Source organism: Microbacterium sp. AC132, from assembly GCF_979258525.1.
Map to the genome: position 1 here is coordinate 578,875 of NZ_OZ409862.1, position 21,432 is coordinate 600,306.

At 67.8% G+C, this 21,432-nt stretch carries 16 protein-coding genes; 10 read left to right on the top strand and 6 right to left on the bottom strand.

The window, feature by feature from the left end; all coding sequences use genetic code 11:
* The first annotated feature begins 8 nt into the window (after positions 1–8).
* Positions 9–416 carry a RidA family protein gene (locus ACZZZQ_RS02705; RefSeq protein WP_053095391.1) on the top strand — a complete coding sequence of 136 codons (408 nt, stop codon included), beginning with the start codon at positions 9–11 and terminating at the stop codon, positions 414–416.
* Between the two features lie 99 nt (positions 417–515).
* Positions 516–2,030 (top strand): L,D-transpeptidase family protein, encoded by a 1,515-nt coding sequence (locus ACZZZQ_RS02710; RefSeq protein ID WP_230101198.1) that lies wholly within the window; start codon positions 516–518, stop codon positions 2,028–2,030.
* 116 nt (positions 2,031–2,146) lie between these two features.
* Here ACZZZQ_RS02710 and ACZZZQ_RS02715 read toward each other — a convergent pair whose 3' ends face one another.
* Positions 2,147–4,366: an NADP-dependent isocitrate dehydrogenase gene (locus ACZZZQ_RS02715; RefSeq protein ID WP_056277754.1), complete on the bottom strand. Its 2,220-nt coding sequence runs from the start codon at positions 4,364–4,366 to the stop codon at positions 2,147–2,149.
* Between the two features lie 179 nt (positions 4,367–4,545).
* Between ACZZZQ_RS02715 and ACZZZQ_RS02720 the strand changes: the two genes are divergently transcribed.
* The 7 genes from ACZZZQ_RS02720 (at position 4,546) to ACZZZQ_RS02750 (ending at position 13,236) form a co-directional block, all read left to right on the top strand.
* Positions 4,546–5,004: a GNAT family N-acetyltransferase gene (locus ACZZZQ_RS02720; RefSeq protein WP_056277753.1), complete on the top strand. Its 459-nt coding sequence runs from the start codon at positions 4,546–4,548 to the stop codon at positions 5,002–5,004.
* Between the two features lie 212 nt (positions 5,005–5,216).
* Positions 5,217–6,230 (top strand): LacI family DNA-binding transcriptional regulator, encoded by a 1,014-nt coding sequence (locus tag ACZZZQ_RS02725; RefSeq protein ID WP_463506840.1) that lies wholly within the window; start codon positions 5,217–5,219, stop codon positions 6,228–6,230.
* Between the two features lie 123 nt (positions 6,231–6,353).
* On the top strand, positions 6,354–7,661 hold the full coding sequence (locus ACZZZQ_RS02730) for an ABC transporter substrate-binding protein (RefSeq protein ID WP_463506841.1): 1,308 nt from the start codon (positions 6,354–6,356) through the stop codon (positions 7,659–7,661).
* A gap of 58 nt (positions 7,662–7,719) precedes the next feature.
* A complete protein-coding gene (locus ACZZZQ_RS02735) occupies positions 7,720–8,685 on the top strand; it encodes a carbohydrate ABC transporter permease (RefSeq protein ID WP_295102610.1) in 966 nt (321 codons plus the stop codon).
* Positions 8,685–9,572: a carbohydrate ABC transporter permease gene (locus ACZZZQ_RS02740; RefSeq protein ID WP_198032385.1), complete on the top strand. Its 888-nt coding sequence runs from the start codon at positions 8,685–8,687 to the stop codon at positions 9,570–9,572. The genes ACZZZQ_RS02735 and ACZZZQ_RS02740 overlap by 1 nt, the downstream gene beginning before the upstream one ends.
* A complete protein-coding gene (yicI, locus tag ACZZZQ_RS02745) occupies positions 9,572–11,806 on the top strand; it encodes an alpha-xylosidase (protein WP_053099019.1) in 2,235 nt (744 codons plus the stop codon). Before ACZZZQ_RS02740 ends, yicI begins: the two co-directional genes overlap by 1 nt.
* Positions 11,803–13,236: a GH1 family beta-glucosidase gene (locus tag ACZZZQ_RS02750; RefSeq protein ID WP_463506842.1), complete on the top strand. Its 1,434-nt coding sequence runs from the start codon at positions 11,803–11,805 to the stop codon at positions 13,234–13,236. Before yicI ends, ACZZZQ_RS02750 begins: the two co-directional genes overlap by 4 nt.
* A gap of 54 nt (positions 13,237–13,290) precedes the next feature.
* Here the strand turns inward: ACZZZQ_RS02750 and ACZZZQ_RS02755 are convergent, their stop codons facing one another.
* Entirely contained in the window at positions 13,291–14,094 is an 804-nt protein-coding gene (locus ACZZZQ_RS02755) for a hypothetical protein (protein ID WP_463506843.1), read from the bottom strand.
* Positions 14,095–14,396: 302 nt separating this feature from the next.
* Here ACZZZQ_RS02755 and ACZZZQ_RS02760 point away from each other — a divergent pair, with 302 nt between their 5' ends.
* Positions 14,397–15,245 carry an endonuclease domain-containing protein gene (locus ACZZZQ_RS02760; RefSeq protein ID WP_463506844.1) on the top strand — a complete coding sequence of 283 codons (849 nt, stop codon included), beginning with the start codon at positions 14,397–14,399 and terminating at the stop codon, positions 15,243–15,245.
* A 125-nt stretch (positions 15,246–15,370) separates the two neighbouring features.
* Here the strand turns inward: ACZZZQ_RS02760 and ACZZZQ_RS02765 are convergent, their stop codons facing one another.
* The 4 genes from ACZZZQ_RS02765 to ACZZZQ_RS02780 all read right to left on the bottom strand — a co-directional run bounded on the left by ACZZZQ_RS02765 (position 15,371) and on the right by ACZZZQ_RS02780 (position 21,378).
* A complete protein-coding gene (locus tag ACZZZQ_RS02765; RefSeq protein WP_053099015.1) occupies positions 15,371–17,185 on the bottom strand; it encodes an ABC transporter ATP-binding protein in 1,815 nt (604 codons plus the stop codon).
* Positions 17,182–19,113 carry an ABC transporter ATP-binding protein gene (locus ACZZZQ_RS02770; RefSeq protein ID WP_053099014.1) on the bottom strand — a complete coding sequence of 644 codons (1,932 nt, stop codon included), beginning with the start codon at positions 19,111–19,113 and terminating at the stop codon, positions 17,182–17,184. Before ACZZZQ_RS02770 ends, ACZZZQ_RS02765 begins: the two co-directional genes overlap by 4 nt.
* Before the next feature lie 271 nt (positions 19,114–19,384).
* Positions 19,385–19,882, bottom strand: coding sequence for a methylated-DNA--[protein]-cysteine S-methyltransferase (locus tag ACZZZQ_RS02775; RefSeq protein WP_056277359.1), 498 nt, complete (start codon positions 19,880–19,882; stop codon positions 19,385–19,387).
* A complete protein-coding gene (locus ACZZZQ_RS02780) occupies positions 19,879–21,378 on the bottom strand; it encodes a DNA-3-methyladenine glycosylase 2 family protein (protein ID WP_056277357.1) in 1,500 nt (499 codons plus the stop codon). Before ACZZZQ_RS02780 ends, ACZZZQ_RS02775 begins: the two co-directional genes overlap by 4 nt.
* Between the last annotated feature and the right edge of the window lie 54 nt (positions 21,379–21,432).

Sequence of the window (21,432 nt, forward strand, 5' to 3'; positions counted from 1 at the left end):
CTGGTCGCATGACCGCGAAGATCCGAGTGTCGACCGACGCCGCCCCCGCTCCCGCTCACACCTTCTCGCAGGGGATCCGAAAGGGCCCGATCGTGCAGGTCTCCGGACAGGGCCCTGTCGACCCCCAGACGAGCGAATACCTCTTCCCCGGCGATGTCGCGGCTCAGACCACGCGCACGCTCGAGAACGTCAAGGCGATCGTCGAGGCATCCGGCGCGACATTCGACGATGTCGTGATGCTGCGCGTCTACCTGACCAAGCGCGAGGACTTCGCGATCATGAACGACGCGTATGGCGCGTTCGTGACAGCGCACACCACCAGCGGGGTCCTGCCTTCGCGCACGACCGTCTTCACGGGCCTCCCCCGCGAGGAGATGCTGGTCGAGATCGACGGCCTCGCCGTCATCAGCGACTGACGCATCGGGAATTTCCGCGGTCCACGGACCGTTGCCTCCTCGTTATCAGCGATCGCGTAGCATATCGCTAAGGACACGTGAGAAACCGGGGGTGAGTTCGTGACCGATCTGATCTCAGCGCAGGATGCGAAGACCGAGAAGCTGACCGAGGCGACCGCCTCCGGCGACCAGCCGAATCCTGTCGCGCCCGCCGACTCCGGCGACGCACCCACCGACTCCCAGCCGCCGCGCAGCGGCGACCAGGAACTCGCCTGGGCGCCGATCGAACCGGCTCCGAAGAAGAAGCGCCTCGGCCTGTGGATCGGCCTCGGCGTGGGCGCGCTGGCCCTGGGCACGGCCGCCGCCTCGATGATCCTGATCGCGCCGGGCACCACGGTCGCCGGGATTCCCGTCGGCTGGCTCACGCCCGGTGCCGCGGCCGACACGATCCAGGCCCACGTCGCCGATGCAGAGGTCACTCTGACCGGAGCAGGCGGCGACACCGTGCTGACGGGAGCGGATCTCGGCGCCGAGATCGACGCGACCGCACTCGCGGACGCCGCTTTCGCGGAGCGTCCGCTCTGGAACGTGACCGCCTGGATGGGTGAACCCGTCGCCGGCGAGATCACTCTCGATCCCGCGACGGCCGAGGCCGCGTTGCGTGAGGCCGTGCCGTCGAGTTTCGAAGACGCGGTCGATGCCGGCGTCGTCTTCGACGCCGCAGGCGGTGGCTACGCGATCACCCCCTCAGCCACCGGGACGGCCGTCGACCTCGACGGTCTCACCGCCGCCATCGTCGACACGATCGCGGACGGTGGCACGAGCCTCGAGTTCTCCGGCGACCCGGCCGAAGCCGCGCCGGCGATCACTGATGAAGACGCCACGGCTTTCGCGACCTCACTGAACACGATGCTCGGCTCGATCGGCTTCTACATCGGCGAAGAGCGCACGGTGCCCGTCGACGCGGCGACCGCCTCGACCTGGATCTCCGTCGTCGACGACGGTGGCGAGCTCAGCGTGGTCGCCGACGAGGCTTCGATCCAGGCGACGATCGACGCCCTCCCGGCAGCCGTCGACCGGGCCCCGGTCAACGCGACGAACATCGTCGATTCGGCCGGCAAGATCCTCCGCACCGAGGCCGAGGGAGTGAGCGGTCGCGCGATCGGCGACACCTCTGCCCTCGCATCGGACGTCGCGACGAAGCTCGAGGCCGGCGAGGGCATCTTCCCCATCGAGGTCACCGAGACGCCGTTCGAGTCCGTCAACCTCGTGCGCAAGATCGATGTCGACCTCGGGTCGCAGACCGCGACCCTCATCGAGAACGGCGCGGTCGTGCGCTCCTGGGCGATCTCCTCGGGCAAGAGCGCGACACCCACCGACACCGGCAACTTCCGTGTCTACGCGCACGTGCGCGAGCAGACCATGAAGAGCCGCGAGCCGGACGGCTCGATCACCGAGACGCCCAACGTCCCCTGGGTCACCTACTTCAACGGCGACGAGGGCTTCCACGGCACCTACTGGCACAACGACTTCGGCAATCCCCGCAGCCACGGTTGCGTGAACATGCCGATCGATGTCGCCCGGTACGTCTACGAATGGTCGCCCGTGGGCCTCGAGGTCGCGGTCCACTACTGATCCCCGCTCTCACCGAGCAGATCCCCCGCACGCGACGCGTCGTCGATTCCGCGGAGGGATCACGCGAAGAAGGGGCCGGATGCTCTCGCATCCGGCCCCCTCTTCTGTGATCTGCGTCAGCTCAGCGCGTCGACGATGCCGTTCAGCGTGGTGGACGGGCGCATGACTGCGGTGACGAGCGCGTCGTCGGGGCGGTAGTACCCGCCGATCTCGACGGGCTTGCCCTGCACGGCGTTGAGCTCGGAGACGATCTTCTCCTCGTTCTCGGCGAGCGTGGCGGCGATCGGTGCGAAGGACGCGGCGAGCTCGGCATCCTTCGTCTGCTTCGCCAGCTCCTGCGCCCAGTACAGACCCAGGTAGAAGTGGCTGCCGCGGTTGTCGATCGTGCCGAGAGCGCGGCCCGGGGAGCGGTCCTCTTCGAGGAACGTTCCGGTCGCCGCATCGAGGGTCTCCGCGAGGACCCGGGCCTTCTCGTTCCCGGTGCGGTCGGCGAAGTGCTCGAGCGACGCGGCCAGCGCGAAGAACTCGCCCAGCGAGTCCCACCGCAGGTAGTTCTCCTCGACGAGCTGCTGCACGTGCTTGGGGGCCGATCCGCCGGCGCCCGTCTCGAAGAGGCCACCGCCGGCGAGCAGCGGGACGATCGACAGCATCTTCGCGCTGGTGCCGACCTCGAGGATCGGGAACAGGTCGGTCAGGTAGTCGCGCAGCACGTTGCCCGTCACCGAGATGGTGTCGAGGCCGTGGCGCATCCGCGCCAGCGTGTAGCGAGTGGCTTCCTCGGGAGCGAGGATCGTGATCGTGAGGCCCTTGGTGTCGAGCGTCGCGAGACCCTGGTGCACCTTGGCGATGATCTGCGCGTCGTGCGAGCGGTTGGCATCGAGCCAGAACACCGCGGGCACGCCCGTGGCGCGAGCGCGGGAGACGGCGAGCTTGACCCAGTCCATCACCGGGATGTGCTTCGTCTGCGTCGCACGCCAGATGTCACCCGCGCCGACCTCGTGCTCGATCAGCACGGTGCCCTCGCTGTCGAGCACCTGAACAGTGCCTGCGGCGGCGATCTCGAACGTCTTGTCGTGGCTGCCGTACTCCTCAGCCGCCTGCGCCATGAGGCCCACGTTCGGCACGGTGCCGATCGTGGCGGGGTCGAGCGGGCCGTTGGCGATCACATCGTCGATGACCGCCTGATAGACGCTCGCATACGAGGAGTCCGGGATCACCGCGAGCGTGTCGGCCTCGCCGCCGTCCTTGCCCCACAGCTTGCCGCCGTTGCGGACGAGCGCGGGCATGGAGGCGTCGACGATGACGTCGCTCGGGACGTGCAGGTTCGTGGTCCCCTTGTCGGAGTTCACGTACGAGAGACGCGGCCCCTCGGCGATGGCCCTGTCGAACGCTGCGGCGATCTCGTCGCCGTCGGCGATGTCACCGAGGCCCGAGAGGATCGAGCCGAGACCGTCGTTGGGGTTGAGTCCCGCGGCGGCCAGCTTGTCGCCGTACTGCGCGAACACGTCCTTGAAGAACACCCTCACGACGTGACCGAAGATGATCGGGTCGCTGACCTTCATCATGGTGGCCTTGAGGTGCACCGAGTAGAGGACGTCGTCGTTCTTGGCCGTCTCGAGCGTCTCGGCGAGGAAGGCGTCGAGGTGCGCGGCCGAGAGGAACGTCGCGTCGATGATCTCGCGCGGAAGGACCTTCAGCCCCTCCTTGAGGATCGTCACAGTGCCGTCTGCGGCGGTGTGGCGGAAGCTCAGGACGTCGTCATGGGCGGCGACCCAGGAGCGCTCGTTGTGCTTGAAGTCGTCGTGACCGAGCGTCGCGACGCGGGTCTTCGATCCCTCGGCGAACGGCTTGTTGCGGTGCGGGTGCTTCTTCGCGTAGTTCTTCACGGCCAGAGGTGCCCGACGGTCGCTGTTCCCCTCGCGGAGCACGGGGTTCACCGCTGAGCCCTTGATGCGGTCGTAGCGGGCGCGGACGTCCTTCTCCTCGAGAGAGGTCGGCTCGTCCGGGAAGTCGGGGATGTCGTAGCCCTGGGCCTGCAGCTCGGCGATCGCGCCCTTGAGCTGCGGGATCGAGGCCGAGATGTTCGGCAGCTTGATGATGTTCGCCTCGGGGAGCGTGGCGAGGCCACCGAGCTCGGCGAGGGAATCACCGACCTGCTGCTCCGGGGTGAGCTTCTGCGGGAATGCCGCGAGGATGCGTCCGCCGAGCGAGATGTCGCGGGTCTCGACCTCGATGCCCGCCTGCCCCGTGTAGGCCTTGATGATCGGCAGGAAGGAAGCGGTGGCGAGAGCCGGAGCCTCGTCCGTGTAGGTGTAGATGATGGCGTCGTCGGTCACCAGGAGGTTCTCCGTTCGCGAGGGCATATTTGTCTCGATACCAAGATACCTGAGCCGCTCCCGACGCACGTTCGCCCCGAGGCGGGGTGGACATCGACTTCCGGCATCCCGCAGAGCTGCACCCCTGACGAAAGTCGAGGTTTCTGCGCGGCGACCCGATGAGGGGCTAGCCTGTGATCATGTCCGAACTGCGCATGGTCGAACTCTCCGCTGCGACGATCGTCGCCGTGAACAACATGTCGCTCAAGCCCGGACAGGAGCAGTTCCTCGCTCCGGTGTCCTATGGCATCGCCGCGACCGTCATCAACCCCCAGACCTCCTGGCAGCGAGTCGTCCTCGACGACGACCAGGTCGTCGGTTTCGTCAGTGCGAACTTCGACGCCGACGCCCCGGAAGAGCACTTCCGCTCCGTGCTGTGGCGCATCAACGTCGACGCCGACGACCAGGGCAAGGGCGTGGGTCGCTTCGCGGTCGAGCAGCTCATCGAAGAGGCGCGAGTCCGCGGATTCGACCACATCAACGTCATCTACGAGGCCGGAGAAGACGGCCCCGAGGCGTTCTTCCTGCGTGTCGGCTTCACCCCTGTCGGCGAGACCGAGTACTCCGAGGTCATCGCTCAGATCCGCATCCCTTCGTAGACCGGCGGCGGGGTCTCGAATCCCCTCCCCCATCGAGGCCCCGTCGCCCTGTCCGGTGAATCGATGGGACCGCTCCCGCGTTCTCCGCGATCGATTTGTTGCGAGTGACCACAAAAGGGTTGCGTGCAGCGTCGAACCGTGCCTATCATCGCTGTCAGAGGCGAGAGCGAAACGCTTCGACGATGTGACCGAAACACGACGATGGAGTCCTGATGACGACGATCCACGAGGTGGCAGAAGCCGCCGGAGTGTCAATCAGCACGGTCTCCTACGCTCTGAGCGGCAAGCGCCCCGTCTCCGAGAAGACGCGCCGACGCATCGAGGACGCGGTGCACACGCTCGGTTACGAACCCGACGCCGGAGCACGGATGCTCGCCGGGCGCCGCACTCAGATCTTCGGGCTCACCGAGCCCCTCCGCGCCGACACGCACGCCCCGACCCACATGGCGTTCGTGCTCGCGACCGCGGTCGCCGCGCGGCGCCGCGGTTACGACATCCTCCTCCTGACCGACGAGCAGGCGTCAGAGGGCATGAACCGCGTCGCCGCGAGCAATCTGGTCGACGCCATCCTCGTGCTCGACGTCGCCCCCGACGACGAGCGCGCGGACATCGCCCGCTCCCTGCGCTCCCCCACCGTGTTCATCGGCATCCCCGACGACGCCCGGGATCTGACCTGTGTCGACCTCGACTTCGAGGCGACGGGGCATCTCGCGATGGATCGACTGGCCGATGCCGGACATACGTCGGTCACGCTGTTCGGCCAGACCGAGGTCTCCTACCGGAAGTCGAACTTCCCTCGCCGCCTGCTCCTCGGCGTGCAGGAGCGAGCGGCCGAGCGGGGCGTCGACCTCGACTGGGTGACGACGGGCGTCACGACCACCGATGCCTCCTCCGTGCGCGCGGCCGCAGCGCTGGCGCTGGAGCGCGGCGTCCGCGCCTTCATCGTCCACGCCGTCGGCGACGTCCACGATGTCCTCCTCGAGACGATCTCGTCCCAGGGGCTGACGGTGGGAGAAGACGTCTCCGTCATCTCGGCGGCCGCATCGTTCGACACGTCTGCGCTCGTCGTCCCGATCGACACGATCCCGCTCGTGCCGCAGAGGTCGTGCGAGCTCGCCGTCGACCTCGCGGTGCGACGCCTGGAGGAACCGGGCCTGCCCGCGCAGATCCACCTGATCCCACCCGAATACCAGTCCGCCGGCTCCGTCGCTCCCGCTCGGGAGTGACGGGCGTCGACCACGTAGCCGCATCGCGATCATCGAAACGCTTCGACGATCGCCTCATCACAACTGAACACTCGACCCACTGAAGTGTCCGGCCCCAGGGCCACCGAGAAAGGAGTGCCGACGATGGCACGCACCACCCGCAGGACGAAGACGTTGGCGGCTCTCGCCGCTCTCACCGCGACAGGCATCGCCCTGAGCGGATGCACCGCCGGTTCCGGCGACGAGGGGGGCGGCGGCGACACCCTCAAGCTCTGGCACTACGAGGGCGCCGACAGCGCGATGGGCAAGGCGTGGGCCGAGGCGATCGCGATCTTCGAGGAGGAGACCGGCGCGAAGGTCGAGTTCGAGGAGAAGTCCTTCGAGCAGATCCAGAAGACCGCCAGCCAGGTGCTCGACACGGACGCCGCCCCCGACCTCATGGAGTTCAACAAGGGCAACGCGACGGCCGGCTTCCTCGCCTCCACCGGCCTGATCGCCGACATCTCCGACGCCGTCGAGGAGTACGGGTGGGACGAGAAGCTCGCACCCTCTCTCCAGACCACCGCGAAGTACTCCGAAGACGGTGTGATGGGCGGTGACACGTGGTTCGGCGTCCCGAACTACGGCGAGTTCGTCGGCGTCTACTACAACCAGGACGCGTTCGCCGCGGCAGGGCTCGAGATCCCCACCACCTACGAGGAGTTCATCGACGTGCTCGACGCGTTCGTCGCACAGGGAGTCACCCCTCTCGCCGAGGCCGGCGCGGAGTACCCGCTCGGACAGCTGTGGTATCAGCTCGCGCTGCTCGAGGGAGACCGCGACTTCGTCGACTCCTATCAGCTCTACGACGGAGAGGTCGATTGGCAGGGCCCGGAGGTCACCGCCGCCTCCGAGACGCTCCAGGACTACGTCGACAAGGGCTACATCGCCTCGGACGTCTCATCGGTCAAGGCCGAGGACGCCGGTGTCTCGTTCATCAACGGCACCTCGCCGATCTTCGTCTCGGGCTCCTGGTGGTTCGGACGCTTCGTCTCGGAGGCCACCGGCTTCGATTGGACGATGACGGCGTTCCCTGGAGCGGATCTCTCGCTCGGCTCGTCCGGCAACCTGTGGGTCGTCCCCGAGAACGCCGCGAACAAGGAGCTCGCGTACGAGTTCATCGACATCACGATGCGGCCGGAGATCCAGGCGATCATCGGCAACAACGGCGGCCTCCCCGTCGCGGCAGACACCGCCGACATCACCGATGAGAAGAGCGCGGCCCTGATCGAGACGTTCAACGGCGTGCTCGACGCCGACGGACTCTCGTTCTACCCCGACTGGCCCGCCCCCGGCTTCTACGACGTGATCGTCCAGGAGCTCCAGGGTCTGATCACCGGCACGCAGGACGCCGAGACGACCAACGCCAACCTCGGCGAGCAGTACGACGAGGGCACGGCCGAATTCCGTTGATCCACTCGCGGGGGCGGCGACCGCACGTCGCCGCCCCCGCATCCTCCTGGAGATGAACATGTCACTCGTCACCCGCCGCGAGGGCCGCACGAAGCTGCCGCCCGAAGAGCCGTCAATCCCGCAGCGCAGCGGTGGGACCGGGGCCTACTGGATGTACCTGCTCCCGGGCTTCGTCCTGCTCCTCGTCGTCGTCATCGTCCCGCTGATCTGGAACGTGTATCTGACCTTCACGAAGTGGAAGGGCGTCCGCGCACCGGAGTTCATCGGTCTCGAGAACTGGCAGAAGATCCTCACCGACAGCGACTTCTGGACCTCGTTCACGAACTCGGTGTGGATGATCATCGCCATGGTCGTGGTGCCCACGATCGTCGGTCTCATCGTCGCCGCCCTTCTCTTCGACGTCGTCGGACGCAAGTTCGGCGGCAAGGTGGGCAGCTTCCTGCGGGCGACGTACTACCTCCCCCAGATCCTCCCGATCGCCGTCGCCGGCATCGTGATCGGCTGGATCGTCCGGCCGGGTGGCGACGGCGCGCTGAACCAGATCCTCGGATGGTTCGGCATCCCCGCCTACGACTGGCTCGGCCAGATGCCCTCGGCCCTCATCGTGCTGATGGTCGTCATGGTGTGGGTGCAGCTCGGCTACCCCGTGGTCGTCTTCATGGCGGCGCTGCAGCGCGTCGACCCTGAGCTCTACGAAGCCGCCGAACTCGACGGGGCGAACTGGTTCCAGCGATTCTCGGCGATCACGATGAGCATCATCCGCCCGGAGATCTTCGTCGTCACTCTGACCTGCACGATCGCGGCGCTCAAGGTCTTCGGCCCCGTCTACATCATCACCCGCGGCGGCCCCGCCGGCGCCACCCTGGTGCCCGCGTACTACGCCTACCAGGAGTTCTTCACGAAGCGGAACGTCGGCTACGGCGCGACCATCGCCACCGTGCTGACCATCGTCGTGGTGATCGTGTCGATCATCTTCATCCGCGTGCAGAACTCGCTCGAGCGCAAGGAAAGGGCGGGTCTCTGATGCACGCCACCACCGCCATCGTCACCGGCAAGCCGGCCACCAGCCGTCCGCGCGGCGGCATGACCAAGAAGCGTCCGATCGACTGGCTCATGCTCGCCCTCGTCGTGATCGGTGCGCTGCTGATCATCGCGCCGTTCTACCTCGTGCTGGTCAACTCGTTCAAGTCGCCGGTCGACTACGCGACGTCGGGTCCGCTGGCGTTCCCCGAGACCCTCGACTTCGGTGGGATCATCAAGTTCTGGGAGAGGGTGAACTTCCCCGAGAAGGTCTGGAACTCGCTCTTCATCGCTGGCGTGGTCTCCGTCCTCGCCGTGGTCATCTCGATGCTCAACGCCTTCGCGATCGGCATCGGGCGAGTCCGCGGACGCAGCTGGATCGTGCTGCTCTTCCTGCTCGCGAACCTGCTGCCGCAGGAGGCCCTCCTCTACCCGCTCTACTACATGTTCAAGTCCGTCGGCCTGTACGACAACGTGTGGTCGGTGATCATCGTCTTCACCGTGATCCAGGCGGCGTTCGGCACGTATCTGCTGTCGTCGGTCTACGGGACGTTCCCGAAGGAGATCCTCGAGGCGGCGTCTCTCGACGGCGCGAGCCGCTGGCAGATCCTGTGGCGGGTCGTCTTCCCGATCAGCCGTCCGACCCTGTCGGTGCTGCTCATCTTCTTCTTCATCTGGACGTGGAACGAGTTCCTGATCCCGCTGACCTTCCTCGCGTCGAACGCCAACCAGACGGTCCCCGTGGCGATCAGCGTGCTGCAGGGCGACCGGCTCATGGACGTCACGACGACGAGCGCGTCAGCGCTGCTCGGCATCATCCCCACGCTCATCTTCTTCCTCATCTTCCAGCGCACCCTCACGCGCGGCATCACGGCAGGAGCAGTCAAGTAATGAAGTTCACCGACGGGTTCTGGCAACTGCGTCCAGGGGTCACCGCGCTGTACGCGCAGGAGGCCTATGACATCGCCGAGACCACCGACACCCCCGACGGGCGAGGGATCGTCATCACGGCGCCCACCATGGTGATCGCCAAGCGCGGCGACACCCTGAACCGTCCCGTGCTCACGACCACGCTCTCCTCTCCCGCCGAAGGGGTGGTGCGCGTGCGCATCGCGCACCACGAAGGCGGCCGCTGGCACGGCGGATTCGGCCTCCCCGGCGCAGGAGCGGGGGCCGCCTCCGTATCCGTGAGCGAGGCGGGCGGCGTCCTGGATGCCGGTTCGCTCGTGGCGCGGATCACCCACGGTGCGCCGTGGGGCCTGTCCTTCGAGGTCGACGGCAGGCGTGTGACCGGAAGCGGGCACAAGGCTCAGGGCTACGTCCGGCTCGCTCCGGACGCGCAGGTGGATGCCGGAATCGTCGACAACGCCCGCCAGGGCGGCTCGACCCCCAGCGGATCCGTCTTCGTGCACGAACAGCTCGACCTGGGAGTGGGCGAGCTCATCTACGGACTCGGCGAACGCTTCGGCCCGCTGGTGAAGAACGGTCAGTCGGTCGACATCTGGAACGCCGACGGCGGGACCTCGAGCGAGCAGGCGTACAAGAGCATCCCGTTCCATGTGTCGAACCGCGGGTACGGGGTTCTCGTGAACGATCCGGGTCACGTGTCGTACGAGATCGGCTCGGAATCGGTCGAGCGCGTGCAGTTCTCGGTCTCGGGAGAGGTGCTCGAGTACTTCGTCATCGCCGGTCCGACGCCGAAGGAGGTGCTCTCGCGCTACACCGCTCTCACCGGACGGCCGCCGGTGGTTCCCGCCTGGTCGTACGGGCTCTGGCTGTCGACGAGCTTCACGACCGACTACGACGAGCAGACCGTCAACTCGTTCATCGACGAGATGGCGGCGCGGGAGCTGCCGGTGTCGGTGTTCCATTTCGACTGCTTCTGGATGCGGGAATTCAACTGGACCGACTTCGTCTGGGATTCGCGGGTGTTCCCCGATCCCGAGGGCATGCTGTCGCGACTGCACGACAAGGACCTGCGCGTCTGCGTCTGGATCAACCCCTACATCGCCCAGCGCTCCCCGCTGTTCCGCGAGGCCGCCGATCAGGGCTTCCTCGTGCAGCGCCCCGACGGATCGGTCTGGCAGTGGGACCTGTGGCAGGCGGGTATGGGTCTCGTGGACTTCACGAACCCCGAGGCCACCGCCTGGTACCAGTCGAAGCTCCGTGGGTTGATCGACCAGGGCGTGGACTGCTTCAAGACCGACTTCGGCGAGCGCATCCCGACCGAGGTCGTCTGGGCCGACGGCTCCGACCCCGAGCGCATGCACAACCTGTACACCGATCTCTACAATCGCGCGGTGCACGATGTGCTCGTCGACGCCCGCGGCGCGGATGACGCCGTGCTGTTCGCGCGCTCGGCCACGGCGGGCGGACAGAGCATGCCGGTGCACTGGGGCGGGGATTCCACCTCGACCTATGCGTCGATGGCCGAGACCCTGCGCGGAGGGCTGTCGCTGGCGCTCAGCGGCTTCGCCTTCTGGAGTCACGACATCGGGGGCTTCGAGGGCACTCCGGATGCCGGGGTCTTCAAACGCTGGACGGCGTTCGGCCTGCTCGGCTCGCACTCGCGCTTCCACGGCTCGAGCTCGTACCGGGTGCCGTGGGCCTTCGACGAGGAGGCCGTCGACGTGACGAGGCGCTTCACGCACCTGAAGATGCAGCTCATGCCCTACCTCTATCAGCAGGGCATCATCGCCTCGAGAACCGGGCTGCCGGTGATGCGTCCGATGCAGCTGGAGTTCCCGGACGACCCGGCCGTCGGCTACCTCGACCGGCAGTACATGCTGGGCTCTGACCTGCTCGTCGCGCCGGTCTTCTCGGAGGACGGAACGGTGGAGTTCTATCTCCCGGAGGGCGAGTGGACGTCGCTGCTGACCGGAGAGACGGTCGCGGGCGGCGGATGGCGCCGGGAGACCCATGCCTTCGATTCACTGCCGCTGTACGTGCGCCCCGGCACCGCGCTCCCCTGGGGCGCCCGCACCGATCGGCCGGACTACGACTATCACGACGGCCTGCGACTGCGCGTGTTCCCCGGCGGATCGGGGTCGACGACGGTGACGGTCACGAGCCCCGACGGCCGTGAGAAGATCTACGAAACCGACCTGACGGAGGTGACCCGGTGACTCTCTCCCCCGCCGATGACTACCGCGGATCCGGACTCGTCCTCCCCGAGGGCTTCACGTTCGGATCGGCGACCGCCGCGTACCAGATCGAGGGTGCGGCAGACGAGGACGGCAGGACGCCGTCGATCTGGGACACGTTCAGCCGAACGCCGGGCAAGGTGTGGAACGGCGACACCGGCGATGTGGCCTGCGATCACTACCATCGCGTCGATGAGGACCTCGACCTGATGTCGGATCTCGGACTGCAGGCCTACCGATTCTCGATCGCCTGGCCGCGCATCGTCCCTGCGGCAGACGGACGAGTCAATCAGGCGGGCATCGACTTCTACTCGCGTCTCGTCGACGGACTCCTCGAGCGCGGCATCCGCCCCGTGGCGACGCTCTACCACTGGGATCTTCCGCAGTACCTCGAGGATGCGGGCGGGTGGACCTCTCGCGCCACGACCGATGCCTTCGAGCGATACGCGTCGATCGTGGGCGCAGCACTGGGCGACCGGGTGCACACCTGGACCACGCTCAACGAGCCCTGGTGCTCCGCCTACCTGGGCTACGGTCAGGGCGGTCACGCGCCGGGTCGGCACGAGCCCGCCTCCGCGCTGTCGGCCGTGCACCACCTGAACCTTGCGCACGGGCGCGCCATCCAGGCGCTCCGGGCGACGTCGACCGGTGACCCGGACTACTCGGTGACGTTGAACTTCCATGTCCTGCGGGGCGTCGGCGACGGCGCTGACGAGGCCATGCGCCGGATCTACGGTCTCGCGAATCGCGCCTTCACCAACCCGATGCTGCGCGGCGAGTACCCCGCAGACCTCCTGGACGACACGGCATCGGTCACCAACTGGTCGTTCGTGCAGGATGGCGACCTCGCCACGATCAACCAGCCGATCGACGTGCTCGGGGTCAACTACTACTCGACGGCGACCGTCCGCCTGTGGGACGGGGTGTCGGAGAAGCAGCAGAACGACGGGCACAAGGGCACGGCCGGAGGCACGGCGTGGCCGGGCAGCGATCAGCTGGTCGAGTTCGTCGAGCAGCCGGGGCCGTACACGGCGATGGGATGGAACATCGCGCCCGAGGGACTGGAGGAGCTGCTCGTCTCGCTGTCGGAGCAGTTCCCGTCGCAGCCGCTCATGGTCACCGAGAACGGGGCGGCGTTCGACGACGAGGTGGCTGAGGACGGCTCCGTCCCCGATCCCGAGCGCACCGACTACCTGCGCAGGCACTTCACGGCCGCTCATCGTGCGATCCAGCGCGGTGTCGACCTGCGCGGCTACTTCGTGTGGTCGCTCCTCGACAACTTCGAGTGGGGCTACGGCTATGCCAAGAGATTCGGCATCGTGCGCGTGGACTTCGACTCGCTCGAACGCACCGTCAAGGACTCGGGGCACTGGTATCGACAGCTGATCGCCTCACGGACGATCGGCGCCTGAGGCACCGCACTCACGTGAGCATCGAGCGCCGTCTTCGCCCTGCGGAGGCGGCGCTCAGCGCTTGTCCGGGCGTTTGCGTTCGTTCCACGCGGCGAACGCCGATGCGGCGGCACCGGCGGCACGGTCGATCGCCTCGGCCGACCGACTGATCACATCCTGCGCGGCATCCTGCCAGGTGGACGATGCCGAAGACGCCTCTCCCGCGTGCACCCGAGCGGCATGCTCGGCCGCTTCGAAGGCCCGCTCGAGATCGGCGACGGCGTCGCGGTACGCGGCGAAGTCCGCCGCGCTGACCCTTCCGGTGGCGGTGCGGCGCATCTCGACCGCGTGCGCTGCCGCGCGCAGATACGCCGCAGTCGCCGGCTGTCGGACGTCGGTCATCTCCGGGTAGGCGATCTGCAGCCCCGGATCGGTCTCGTAGCTCATCCAGCGCACGACGATCGCCTCGTGCTGCGCCTGAAGCCTCTCCAGGGGGCGTGGTGCGGATGCCGGCGGGATCGCCGCACGGGCGGCGTTCAGGCGCACCTGCTTGGCGCGGACGTCGGCGGACGCGGCTTTGGCGTCGTTCTCCTTCGCCCGCAGCATCCGCTTGGCACCCGCGACCTGCTCCGGGGTCGCACGCCGCGCGCTGCGTTCGGCCGAGATGCGGGCGACGTCGGCGCGCGCCAGCTTGACGGCCATCCGCCTCTCGACCGCCGTCTGCCTGGCGGCTTTGAGATCATGCCGAGCCGCGTCGTACTCGAGTCGGCGTCCGCTCTTGATGCTGCGGCGACGCAGCCCGACCGCGCCGGCTGCGACACCCCCGGCTGCGGCGGGCGCGATCCACCACAACTCGACGGCGAGCAGCAGCGGATCCATACCTCGATGGTACCCAGAGCCAAGGCTCGTGTCCCTTCCCCCTCTCTCTCCTCCCCTCTCCTGTCCTCCTCCCCTCCTCCCTCGTGTCCCCCTCCCCTTCTCCTGTCCCCCTCCCCCTCCCCACATCTGCGGCTTTGGTCACCTTCTGCGGCCAGGGCCGATGCTCACGGCCGCAGAAGCTCACCCGAGCCGCCGAAGTGGAGGGCGTGACTGCCCCTCCACATCCCGCTTCGGCAGTCGGTTCTCCTCAGGATGCGGGTAGCCGGCATTCGAGGAGGTGGGCGGGGCGGCATCCTGAGGCGATGGATCTGAGGGAATGGCTCACTGCGCGAGGCGGCATCGCCCACCGATCGGACGCTGCCGAACACGGCTTCGCCCCGAGACAGGTTCGTGGGGCGATCCGCTCCGGAGCAGTGCGCCGCCTGCGCGCTCAGTGGGTGGCCCTGGCATCGGCTCCCGACGACCTGGTGGCGGCTGCCGCGGCATCCGCGCGGCTGACCTGCGTGTCGCTCGCACGTCGTCGCGGGTGGTGGGTGCCGGATCGAGCGCCGGGCGGTCTGCACCTGCAGGTCGGGCCCAATGCGCACCGCCACCGAGATGACGCGACCCTGCATTGGGGCGCGCCGCTCGTCGACTGCGGCCCGCGGCGACTCACGGCGTCCGTCGAAGACGCTTTGGCGCACATCGCCGGCTGCTGCCTCCACGAGGACGCACGGGTGATCTGGGAGTCGGCCGTCCGCATCGAGCGGCTCGACGTCGAAGCTCTTCGACTGGTGGAATGGCGTGAGCCGCGGTCGCGCGCACTGGCCGAGGAGGTCATCGGACTGTCGGACTCCGGCCTGGAGACGATGGTGGTCGTACGGCTCAGTGGTTGGGGCGTGCCCCTGCGCCAGCAGGTCCGGCTCGCGGGTCGCCGGGTCGACATCGTGATCGGCTCACACCTGGTCGTGCAGATCGACGGATACGCACATCACTCCTCGTCGGCGCAGCGGGGATCCGATGTCGCCCATGATGCCGAGCTGCGCCTGCGCGGGTACACCGTGTTGCGGCTGTCCTATGCGCAGATCGTGAACGGGTGGGAAGCCGTCGAGCGCACTCTGCAGGCCGCGATCGCGCGGGGGTTGCATCTTCCACCCCGTCGGCGCCGATGATGGCCAGCGGTTCGTGCGGCCACAGTGACCTTCTGCGGCCACGACTTCTCGTCGTGGCCGCAGAAGTGCGCCCTGGCCGCAGAAGACGCGGAGGGCGACAGCAGTCGCGCTCGCTCAGGCGACGGTCACACCAGCGTCTGCTGCCAGGCGGCGTGCAACTGAGCGAACTTGCCCGTGCCGCTGATGAGGGTCTCCGGGGTGTCGTCCTCGATGATCTTGCCGTGCTCCATCACGAGCACCCGGTCGGCGATCGCGACCGTCGACAGCCGGTGCGCGATGATGATCGCCGTGCGGTCCTTGAGAAGCGTCTGCAGCGCATCCTGGATCAGACGTTCCGAGGGGATGTCGAGCGACGCGGTCGCCTCGTCGAGGATCAGCACCGCAGGGTCCGCGAGGAACGCCCGCGCGAACGAGATCAGCTGACGCTGCCCCGCCGACACCCGGCCACCGCGCTTGTTGACGTCGGTGCCGTATCCGTCGGGCAGCGACGAGATGAACTCGTCTGCCCCGACCGCGCGGGCAGCCGCACGGATCTCATCCAGCGAGGCATCGGGCTTTCCGAGAGCGATGTTGTCGGCGACCGTGCCGCTGAAGAGGTAGGCCTCTTGCGTGACCATCACGATGGCGCGACGCAGGTCCTTCGGATGCAGGCTGCGCAGGTCGACTCCATCGAGCGTGACCGTGCCGATCGACGGGTCGTAGAACCGGGAGATCAGCTTCGCCAGAGTGGACTTGCCCGCGCCCGTGGTACCCACCAGCGCGATCGTCTGCCCGGCAGGGATGTCGAGCGAGAAGTTCGGCAGGATGGTCTTCTCGCCGTTGTATCCGAACGTGACCTCGTCGAACCGCACGTGTCCGCGCGACTCCCACAGGTCGACCGGCTTCTCGGGATCCGGAACCGTCGGCACCTCTTCGAGCACTCCGGACACCTTCTCCAGGGCCGCGGTGGCGGACTGGTAGGAGTTCAGGAACATCGCGATCTCCTGCATCGGCGCGAAGAAGTTTCGCACGTACAGCACGGCCGACAGCAGCACGCCGACGGTGAGGGTCTCGTTCGAGACCCTGATGCCGCCCCACAGCACGACGATTCCGAGCACGAGCGCCGCGACGCCCATCAGGCCGGGCTCGAACGTGCCGAACAGCAGCATCGAGCGTCGGTTGACGTCCCGGTAGTCGCCGGCGATCTTCTGGAAGGTCACGTCGTTGCGAGGCTCCTTGCGGAAGGCCTTGACGGCACGGATACCGGTCATGGTCTCGACGAACTGCACGATGACCTTCGCGCTGATGACGCGCGACTCACGGTAGACGAGCTGCGAGCGCGAGTAGAACCAGCGCATCAGGAAGAACAGGGGTACGCCGCCGATCGCGAGGATGAGCCCGGACTGCCAGTCCCACACGCACAGCGCGATGAAGGTGAACAGGCCGAACAGCACGCCGGAGACGAGCTCGTTCAGCCCGCCGTCGAGCAGCTCCTTGATCGAGTCGAGGTCGCTCGTCTGACGCGAGATGATGCGACCGGACGTGTAGGACTCATGGAATTCCAGGCTGAGGCGCTGGGTGTGCAGGAAGATCCGCTTGCGGAGGTCGAGCAGCACTGCCTGCGTGAGCTTGGCCGCGATGATCACGTACCAGGCGATCATCGCCGCCGCGACGGCGCCGGCGAGAAGGTAGATCCCGCCGATCATGAAGGTCGGCATCCAATCGGCGCGCTCGAGCACAGCGGGCAGGGCACGGTCGAGACCGATGCTGATGAGGATCGGTCCCGCGACCTGGAGCGCCGTCGAGATGACGAGAACGATGGCCGCCAGAGTGATCTGCGGCTTCAGCGGACGCACGAGCGATCCCAGCAGTCGGAGCGACCGGCGACGGATGGCCCGGCTCTCCTCCTTGGTGTAGCTGGAGCGGTCTTCGTCCTGGGTTCCGGTGATCGCGGAGCTCATCGCTGCACCTCCTTCTCGGTGATGATGTCTTCGTCGGCGGCGTCCTGGCGGATCCCGTCCTGCACGACGGCGTCGATCTCGTCTTCCTCATCGCGGATGATCGGGATCGCGCCGGTGCGCGCCGCCTCCTCAGCCTCGAGGCTGGAGATGACGTGGCGGTAGTGACGACTCGTCTTCAGCAGCTCGCTGTGCGTCCCGACGGCGGTGACTCGGCCCGATTCGAGCAGCGCGACCCGGTCGGCCAGAGCCACGGTCGAGGGCCTGTGCGCCACGATCATGGCGGTCGTATCGGCCAGCACGTGCCGCAGCGCCTCTTCGACGAGAGCCTCGGTGTCGACGTCGAGCGCCGACAACGGGTCATCGAGCACGAGCACCTTCGGCTTGGCGGCGACCGCCCTGGCCAGTGCGAGACGCTGACGCTGTCCGCCGGACAGGCTCAACCCTTCCTCGCCGATGACGGTCTCGACCCCTTCGGGGAGCGAGTCCACGAAAGAGGCCTGTGCCACGTCGAGCGCTTCGCGCAGCACTCGTTCGGCCTCGTCGCTGTGCACGTCGAGATCGGCCCGACCGAGCAGGACGTTCTCGCGCACGGTGGCCGAGAACAGCGTGGCGTCCTCGAACGCCATCGCGATGTGCTGACGCAGCTCGGCGAGCGGCAGGTCGCGCACGTCGACGCCGTCGAGCGTCACGCGCCCGCCGGTGACGTCGTAGAGGCGCGTGGGCAGGGTGGTCAGGGTGGTCTTGCCGCTGCCGGTCAGCCCCACGAGCGCCATGGTCTCGCCCGGGCGCAGCACGAGATCGATGCCGTCGAGCAGATCGCGCTCGTTCGCGCCCGCGTCCTGGTACCGGAAGTGCGCCTTGTCGAATGCGAGCTCGCCACGGGGTTCCGCGATGTGCACGGGGTTCTCGGGGTCGGTGATGCTGTTCGTCTCGGAGTAGATGTCGAACACGCGATCGGTCGCCGTGCGGGCGTCGAGCATGAACGAGAACAGGAACCCGATCGATTCGATCGGCCAGCGCAGCACGACGGCCATGGCGAAGAACGCGAACAGCTGAGCCTCGTCGATCTGTCCCTGCGAGATCAGCCAGATGCCGGACATCAAGCTCAGCCCGAACGCGATCTGCGGCATGAGATCGAGCCAGAACCAGATCGACGCGATCGCGCCGGCCTTGCTCATCTCGGTCTCACGCAGCGTCTCGGCCTGGCGGCTGAAGCGGCTCAGAGCGTGCTTGCCCCGACCGAACGCCTTGAGCACGCGGATGCCGTGCACGCTCTCCTCGACGCTGGTGGCGAGGTCGCCGGCCTGGTCCTGGCTGCGGCGAGTGAGCGCGCCGTAGCGCTTCTCGAAGAGGTAGCCGCGGATCCAGAGCGGAATGGCGGTGACGATGAAGATCACTCCGAGCAGCCAGTGCCAGCGGAACAGGAGCACGGATCCGATGATGATGGTCAGGACGTTGACCACCAGCAGGACGAGGCCGAAGGCCAGCCACCGGCGGATCAGGCCGATGTCCTGCATCATCCGGCTCAGCAGCTGCCCCGACTGCCAGCGGTCATGGAAGGAGACCGGCAGCGTCTGCAGGCGCGAGTAGAGCTCGGTGCGCATCTTGTACTCGACCTGTGTTGCGGGGTTGAGCACGAACTGGCGGCGCAGCCAGACCATGAGCGCCTCACCCAGCGCGAGGCCGAAGACCGCGAGCGCACCCCACGCGATCGCATCGATCGCGCCCGTCCGCACAGGACCGCGGATGATCTGCTCGAGGACGATGGGAATCATCAGTGCGATGATCGCGGCGACGAGCGCGCTCGCAGCGCCTCCCGCGAGCCGCCAGATGACGGGCTTGACGAAAGGCTTCAGGCGCCACAGTGCGGCCGGTGTGGAAAGGGAGGAGGAAGGGGAGGCGTTCTGCGATGAAGGCGAGGAAGACATGTCTCTCAGACGAGTTTCGTATGGGGAAGCGGTTGCTGAAGGCGGCAGACGCAGCGAAGGACTCTCGGAGTCCGGCATCCGGTGGTCGTGCGTGTCGGAAAGTGGCTCTAGCGGAGCGGGCGCACCGGGGTCGAGCCGAGAGCGGCGATCTGCACAGCGGCGATCGATGTCATGGTGTCCTCCTCAGGGGCTCGGCTATGTCGTCCCGGTCGGTGCGACAGCCCACCAGCCTATTCCTGTGAACAAGCTGAGCACAAGAGAGATTCCCGATTCATGCCCGCGCGGCTTCTCGCTCCAGCAGGCTCGCCTTGACGTCGAGACCCCAGGCGAACCCGCCGAGGGTGCCATCCGATCGCAGCACACGGTGGCACGGCACGAACAGCGCGGGGGCGTTGCGGGCGCAGATCGATGCCGCGGCGCGCACCGCACGGGGGTTGCCGAGCCGCGCTGCGAACGAGGTGTAGGTCAGCGGCTCCCCCGGCTCGATCGACCTCAGCGCCGACCATCCGGTGAGCTGGAGCGCCGTGCCCGTCTGCTTCACGGCGACCGCGTCGATCGCCGAGAGGTCCCCGGCATAGAACGAGAGCGCAGCGGCAGCCGCATCCGTCTCGCCCTCGCGCACCTCCGTCGGCCGCACCGGGACGGCGAGCCGTGCGAGGATCGTCGCCTGGTCGGCCGTCCATCCAGAGGCGAGCACCCGCTGACGGTCGTCGGCGAGGATGGTGAACGGTCCGTCGAGCGTCTCGACGGTCTGGATGATGGCGTTCATGAGGTCTCCTTCACAAGGGCGGTGGTCTGTCTCGCGCTCGGCCGTCGAACCGGACGTGCGGGCGCTGCTCGCCAGAGGTGAGCACTGAGATAACTGCGCCACGGGGCAGCCCGCTCGGCCCACGCGACCAGCGGCAGCGGATCCGCCGGCAGTCCGGACGCGGCGGCCCCCGCACGAAGTGCGACGTCGCCGGGGAGCAGCACGTCGGGGTCGCCCAGCACCCGCATCCGGACATAGTCGGCCGTCCAGGGGCCGATGCCGGGCATCGCGAGCAGGGCAGCGCGCTGCTCGACTCCGTCGTCGCCGACCGTGAGAGCGAGGCTGCCGTCGGCGAGGGCCGTGGCTGCGCCGACGATCGCCCTGATGCGGGCGGCCGGTCCGCGCAGCACCGAGGCCCCGTGCTCGGCGATCGCCGCCATCGTCGGGAAGAGCAGCCCCTGCTCCGTGCGCTCCCCCAGCGCGTCGGCGAGCGCGGTGAGGGCAGTGCGCGCGGCGACGACGGTGATCTGCTGACCGACCATGGCACGGATCAGCATCTCGTGCGGATCCGCCGAGCCCGGCACGCGGATGCCCGGAGTGCGCGCGACCAGCGGAGCGATCTCGGGGTGGGCGCTCAGCGCCTCGTCGACCGCGAGAGGGTCGGCGTCGAGGTCGAAGATCCGTCGCACGGTCGACACCAGCGGAGCGAGGTCGCCGAGCTGAGCGACGCGCGCCCGAAGGTGCAGTCGCTGCGTCGAGTCCTGATGCACTTCGAACCACGCGGGCCCGCCCGCCATACGCAGGTGCCGAGAGAAAGATGTGGTCGCGGCCTCTTCGACCCCCGATACCGCACGCGCAGCCATCCACTGGAAGATTCCGGACGCATCGAGCGGCCCGCGGTACGGGAGGACGAGGTCGATCGCACCGGGAGCAGCGGACGCCGGGGTCTTCCGTCGAGCCCGGAGCTCGCCCGGAGTCAGAGTGAACACCTCGCGGATCGTGTCGTTGCACTGCCGAATGCTCGCGAAACCCGCCGAGAAAGCCACATCCGAGATCTGCATGTCCGTGCCCACCAGCAGCATGCGCGCCGTGTGCGCGCGATGCGCCCGCGCGAGGGCGAGCGGACCTGCCCCCAGCTCGGTCGAGAGCAGTCGGGTCAGGTGCCGTGTCGAATAGCCGAGACGCACGGCGAGGCCCGACACTCCCTCGCGCTCGACGACGCCCGAGGCGATGAGACGCATCGCCCGCGCCGCGACGTCACTGCGCAGGTCCCACGCAGGCGAGCCCGGGGCAGCTTCGGGCAGACAGCGCTTGCACGCCCGGAAGCCCGCCTCGTGCGCCGCTGCGCTGGTGGGATAGAAGGTGACGTTCTGCGGCTTGGGCGTGCGCGCGGGGCAGCTCGGACGGCAGTAGATCCCGGTAGAGCGCACGGCGGTCACGAACTGCCCATCGAAGCGGGTGTCGCGCGCGCTGATCGCACGGTATCGCTCATCGAAGTCGGTCACGGGGAAGCTCATGCCTCCACTCTGCCACCGCCCTCCGACATCGACTGGCGGAAATCGGACATCACG

What these genes read in the sequence shown, in the direction of transcription:
- ACZZZQ_RS02725 (WP_463506840.1), top strand. Translation starts at nt 5,217, where the DNA reads ATGACGACGATCCACGAGGTGGCAGAAGCCGCCGGAGTGTCAATCAGC.
- ACZZZQ_RS02775 (WP_056277359.1), bottom strand. Translation starts at nt 19,882, where the DNA reads ATGAACGCCATCATCCAGACCGTCGAGACGCTCGACGGACCGTTCACC.
- ACZZZQ_RS02770 (WP_053099014.1), bottom strand. Translation starts at nt 19,113, where the DNA reads ATGTCTTCCTCGCCTTCATCGCAGAACGCCTCCCCTTCCTCCTCCCTT.
- ACZZZQ_RS02705 (WP_053095391.1), top strand. Translation starts at nt 9, where the DNA reads ATGACCGCGAAGATCCGAGTGTCGACCGACGCCGCCCCCGCTCCCGCT.
- ACZZZQ_RS02735 (WP_295102610.1), top strand. Translation starts at nt 7,720, where the DNA reads ATGTCACTCGTCACCCGCCGCGAGGGCCGCACGAAGCTGCCGCCCGAA.
- ACZZZQ_RS02740 (WP_198032385.1), top strand. Translation starts at nt 8,685, where the DNA reads ATGCACGCCACCACCGCCATCGTCACCGGCAAGCCGGCCACCAGCCGT.
- ACZZZQ_RS02755 (WP_463506843.1), bottom strand. Translation starts at nt 14,094, where the DNA reads ATGGATCCGCTGCTGCTCGCCGTCGAGTTGTGGTGGATCGCGCCCGCC.
- ACZZZQ_RS02780 (WP_056277357.1), bottom strand. Translation starts at nt 21,378, where the DNA reads ATGAGCTTCCCCGTGACCGACTTCGATGAGCGATACCGTGCGATCAGC.
- yicI (WP_053099019.1), top strand. Translation starts at nt 9,572, where the DNA reads ATGAAGTTCACCGACGGGTTCTGGCAACTGCGTCCAGGGGTCACCGCG.
- ACZZZQ_RS02765 (WP_053099015.1), bottom strand. Translation starts at nt 17,185, where the DNA reads ATGAGCTCCGCGATCACCGGAACCCAGGACGAAGACCGCTCCAGCTAC.
- ACZZZQ_RS02720 (WP_056277753.1), top strand. Translation starts at nt 4,546, where the DNA reads ATGTCCGAACTGCGCATGGTCGAACTCTCCGCTGCGACGATCGTCGCC.
- ACZZZQ_RS02760 (WP_463506844.1), top strand. Translation starts at nt 14,397, where the DNA reads ATGGATCTGAGGGAATGGCTCACTGCGCGAGGCGGCATCGCCCACCGA.
- ACZZZQ_RS02730 (WP_463506841.1), top strand. Translation starts at nt 6,354, where the DNA reads ATGGCACGCACCACCCGCAGGACGAAGACGTTGGCGGCTCTCGCCGCT.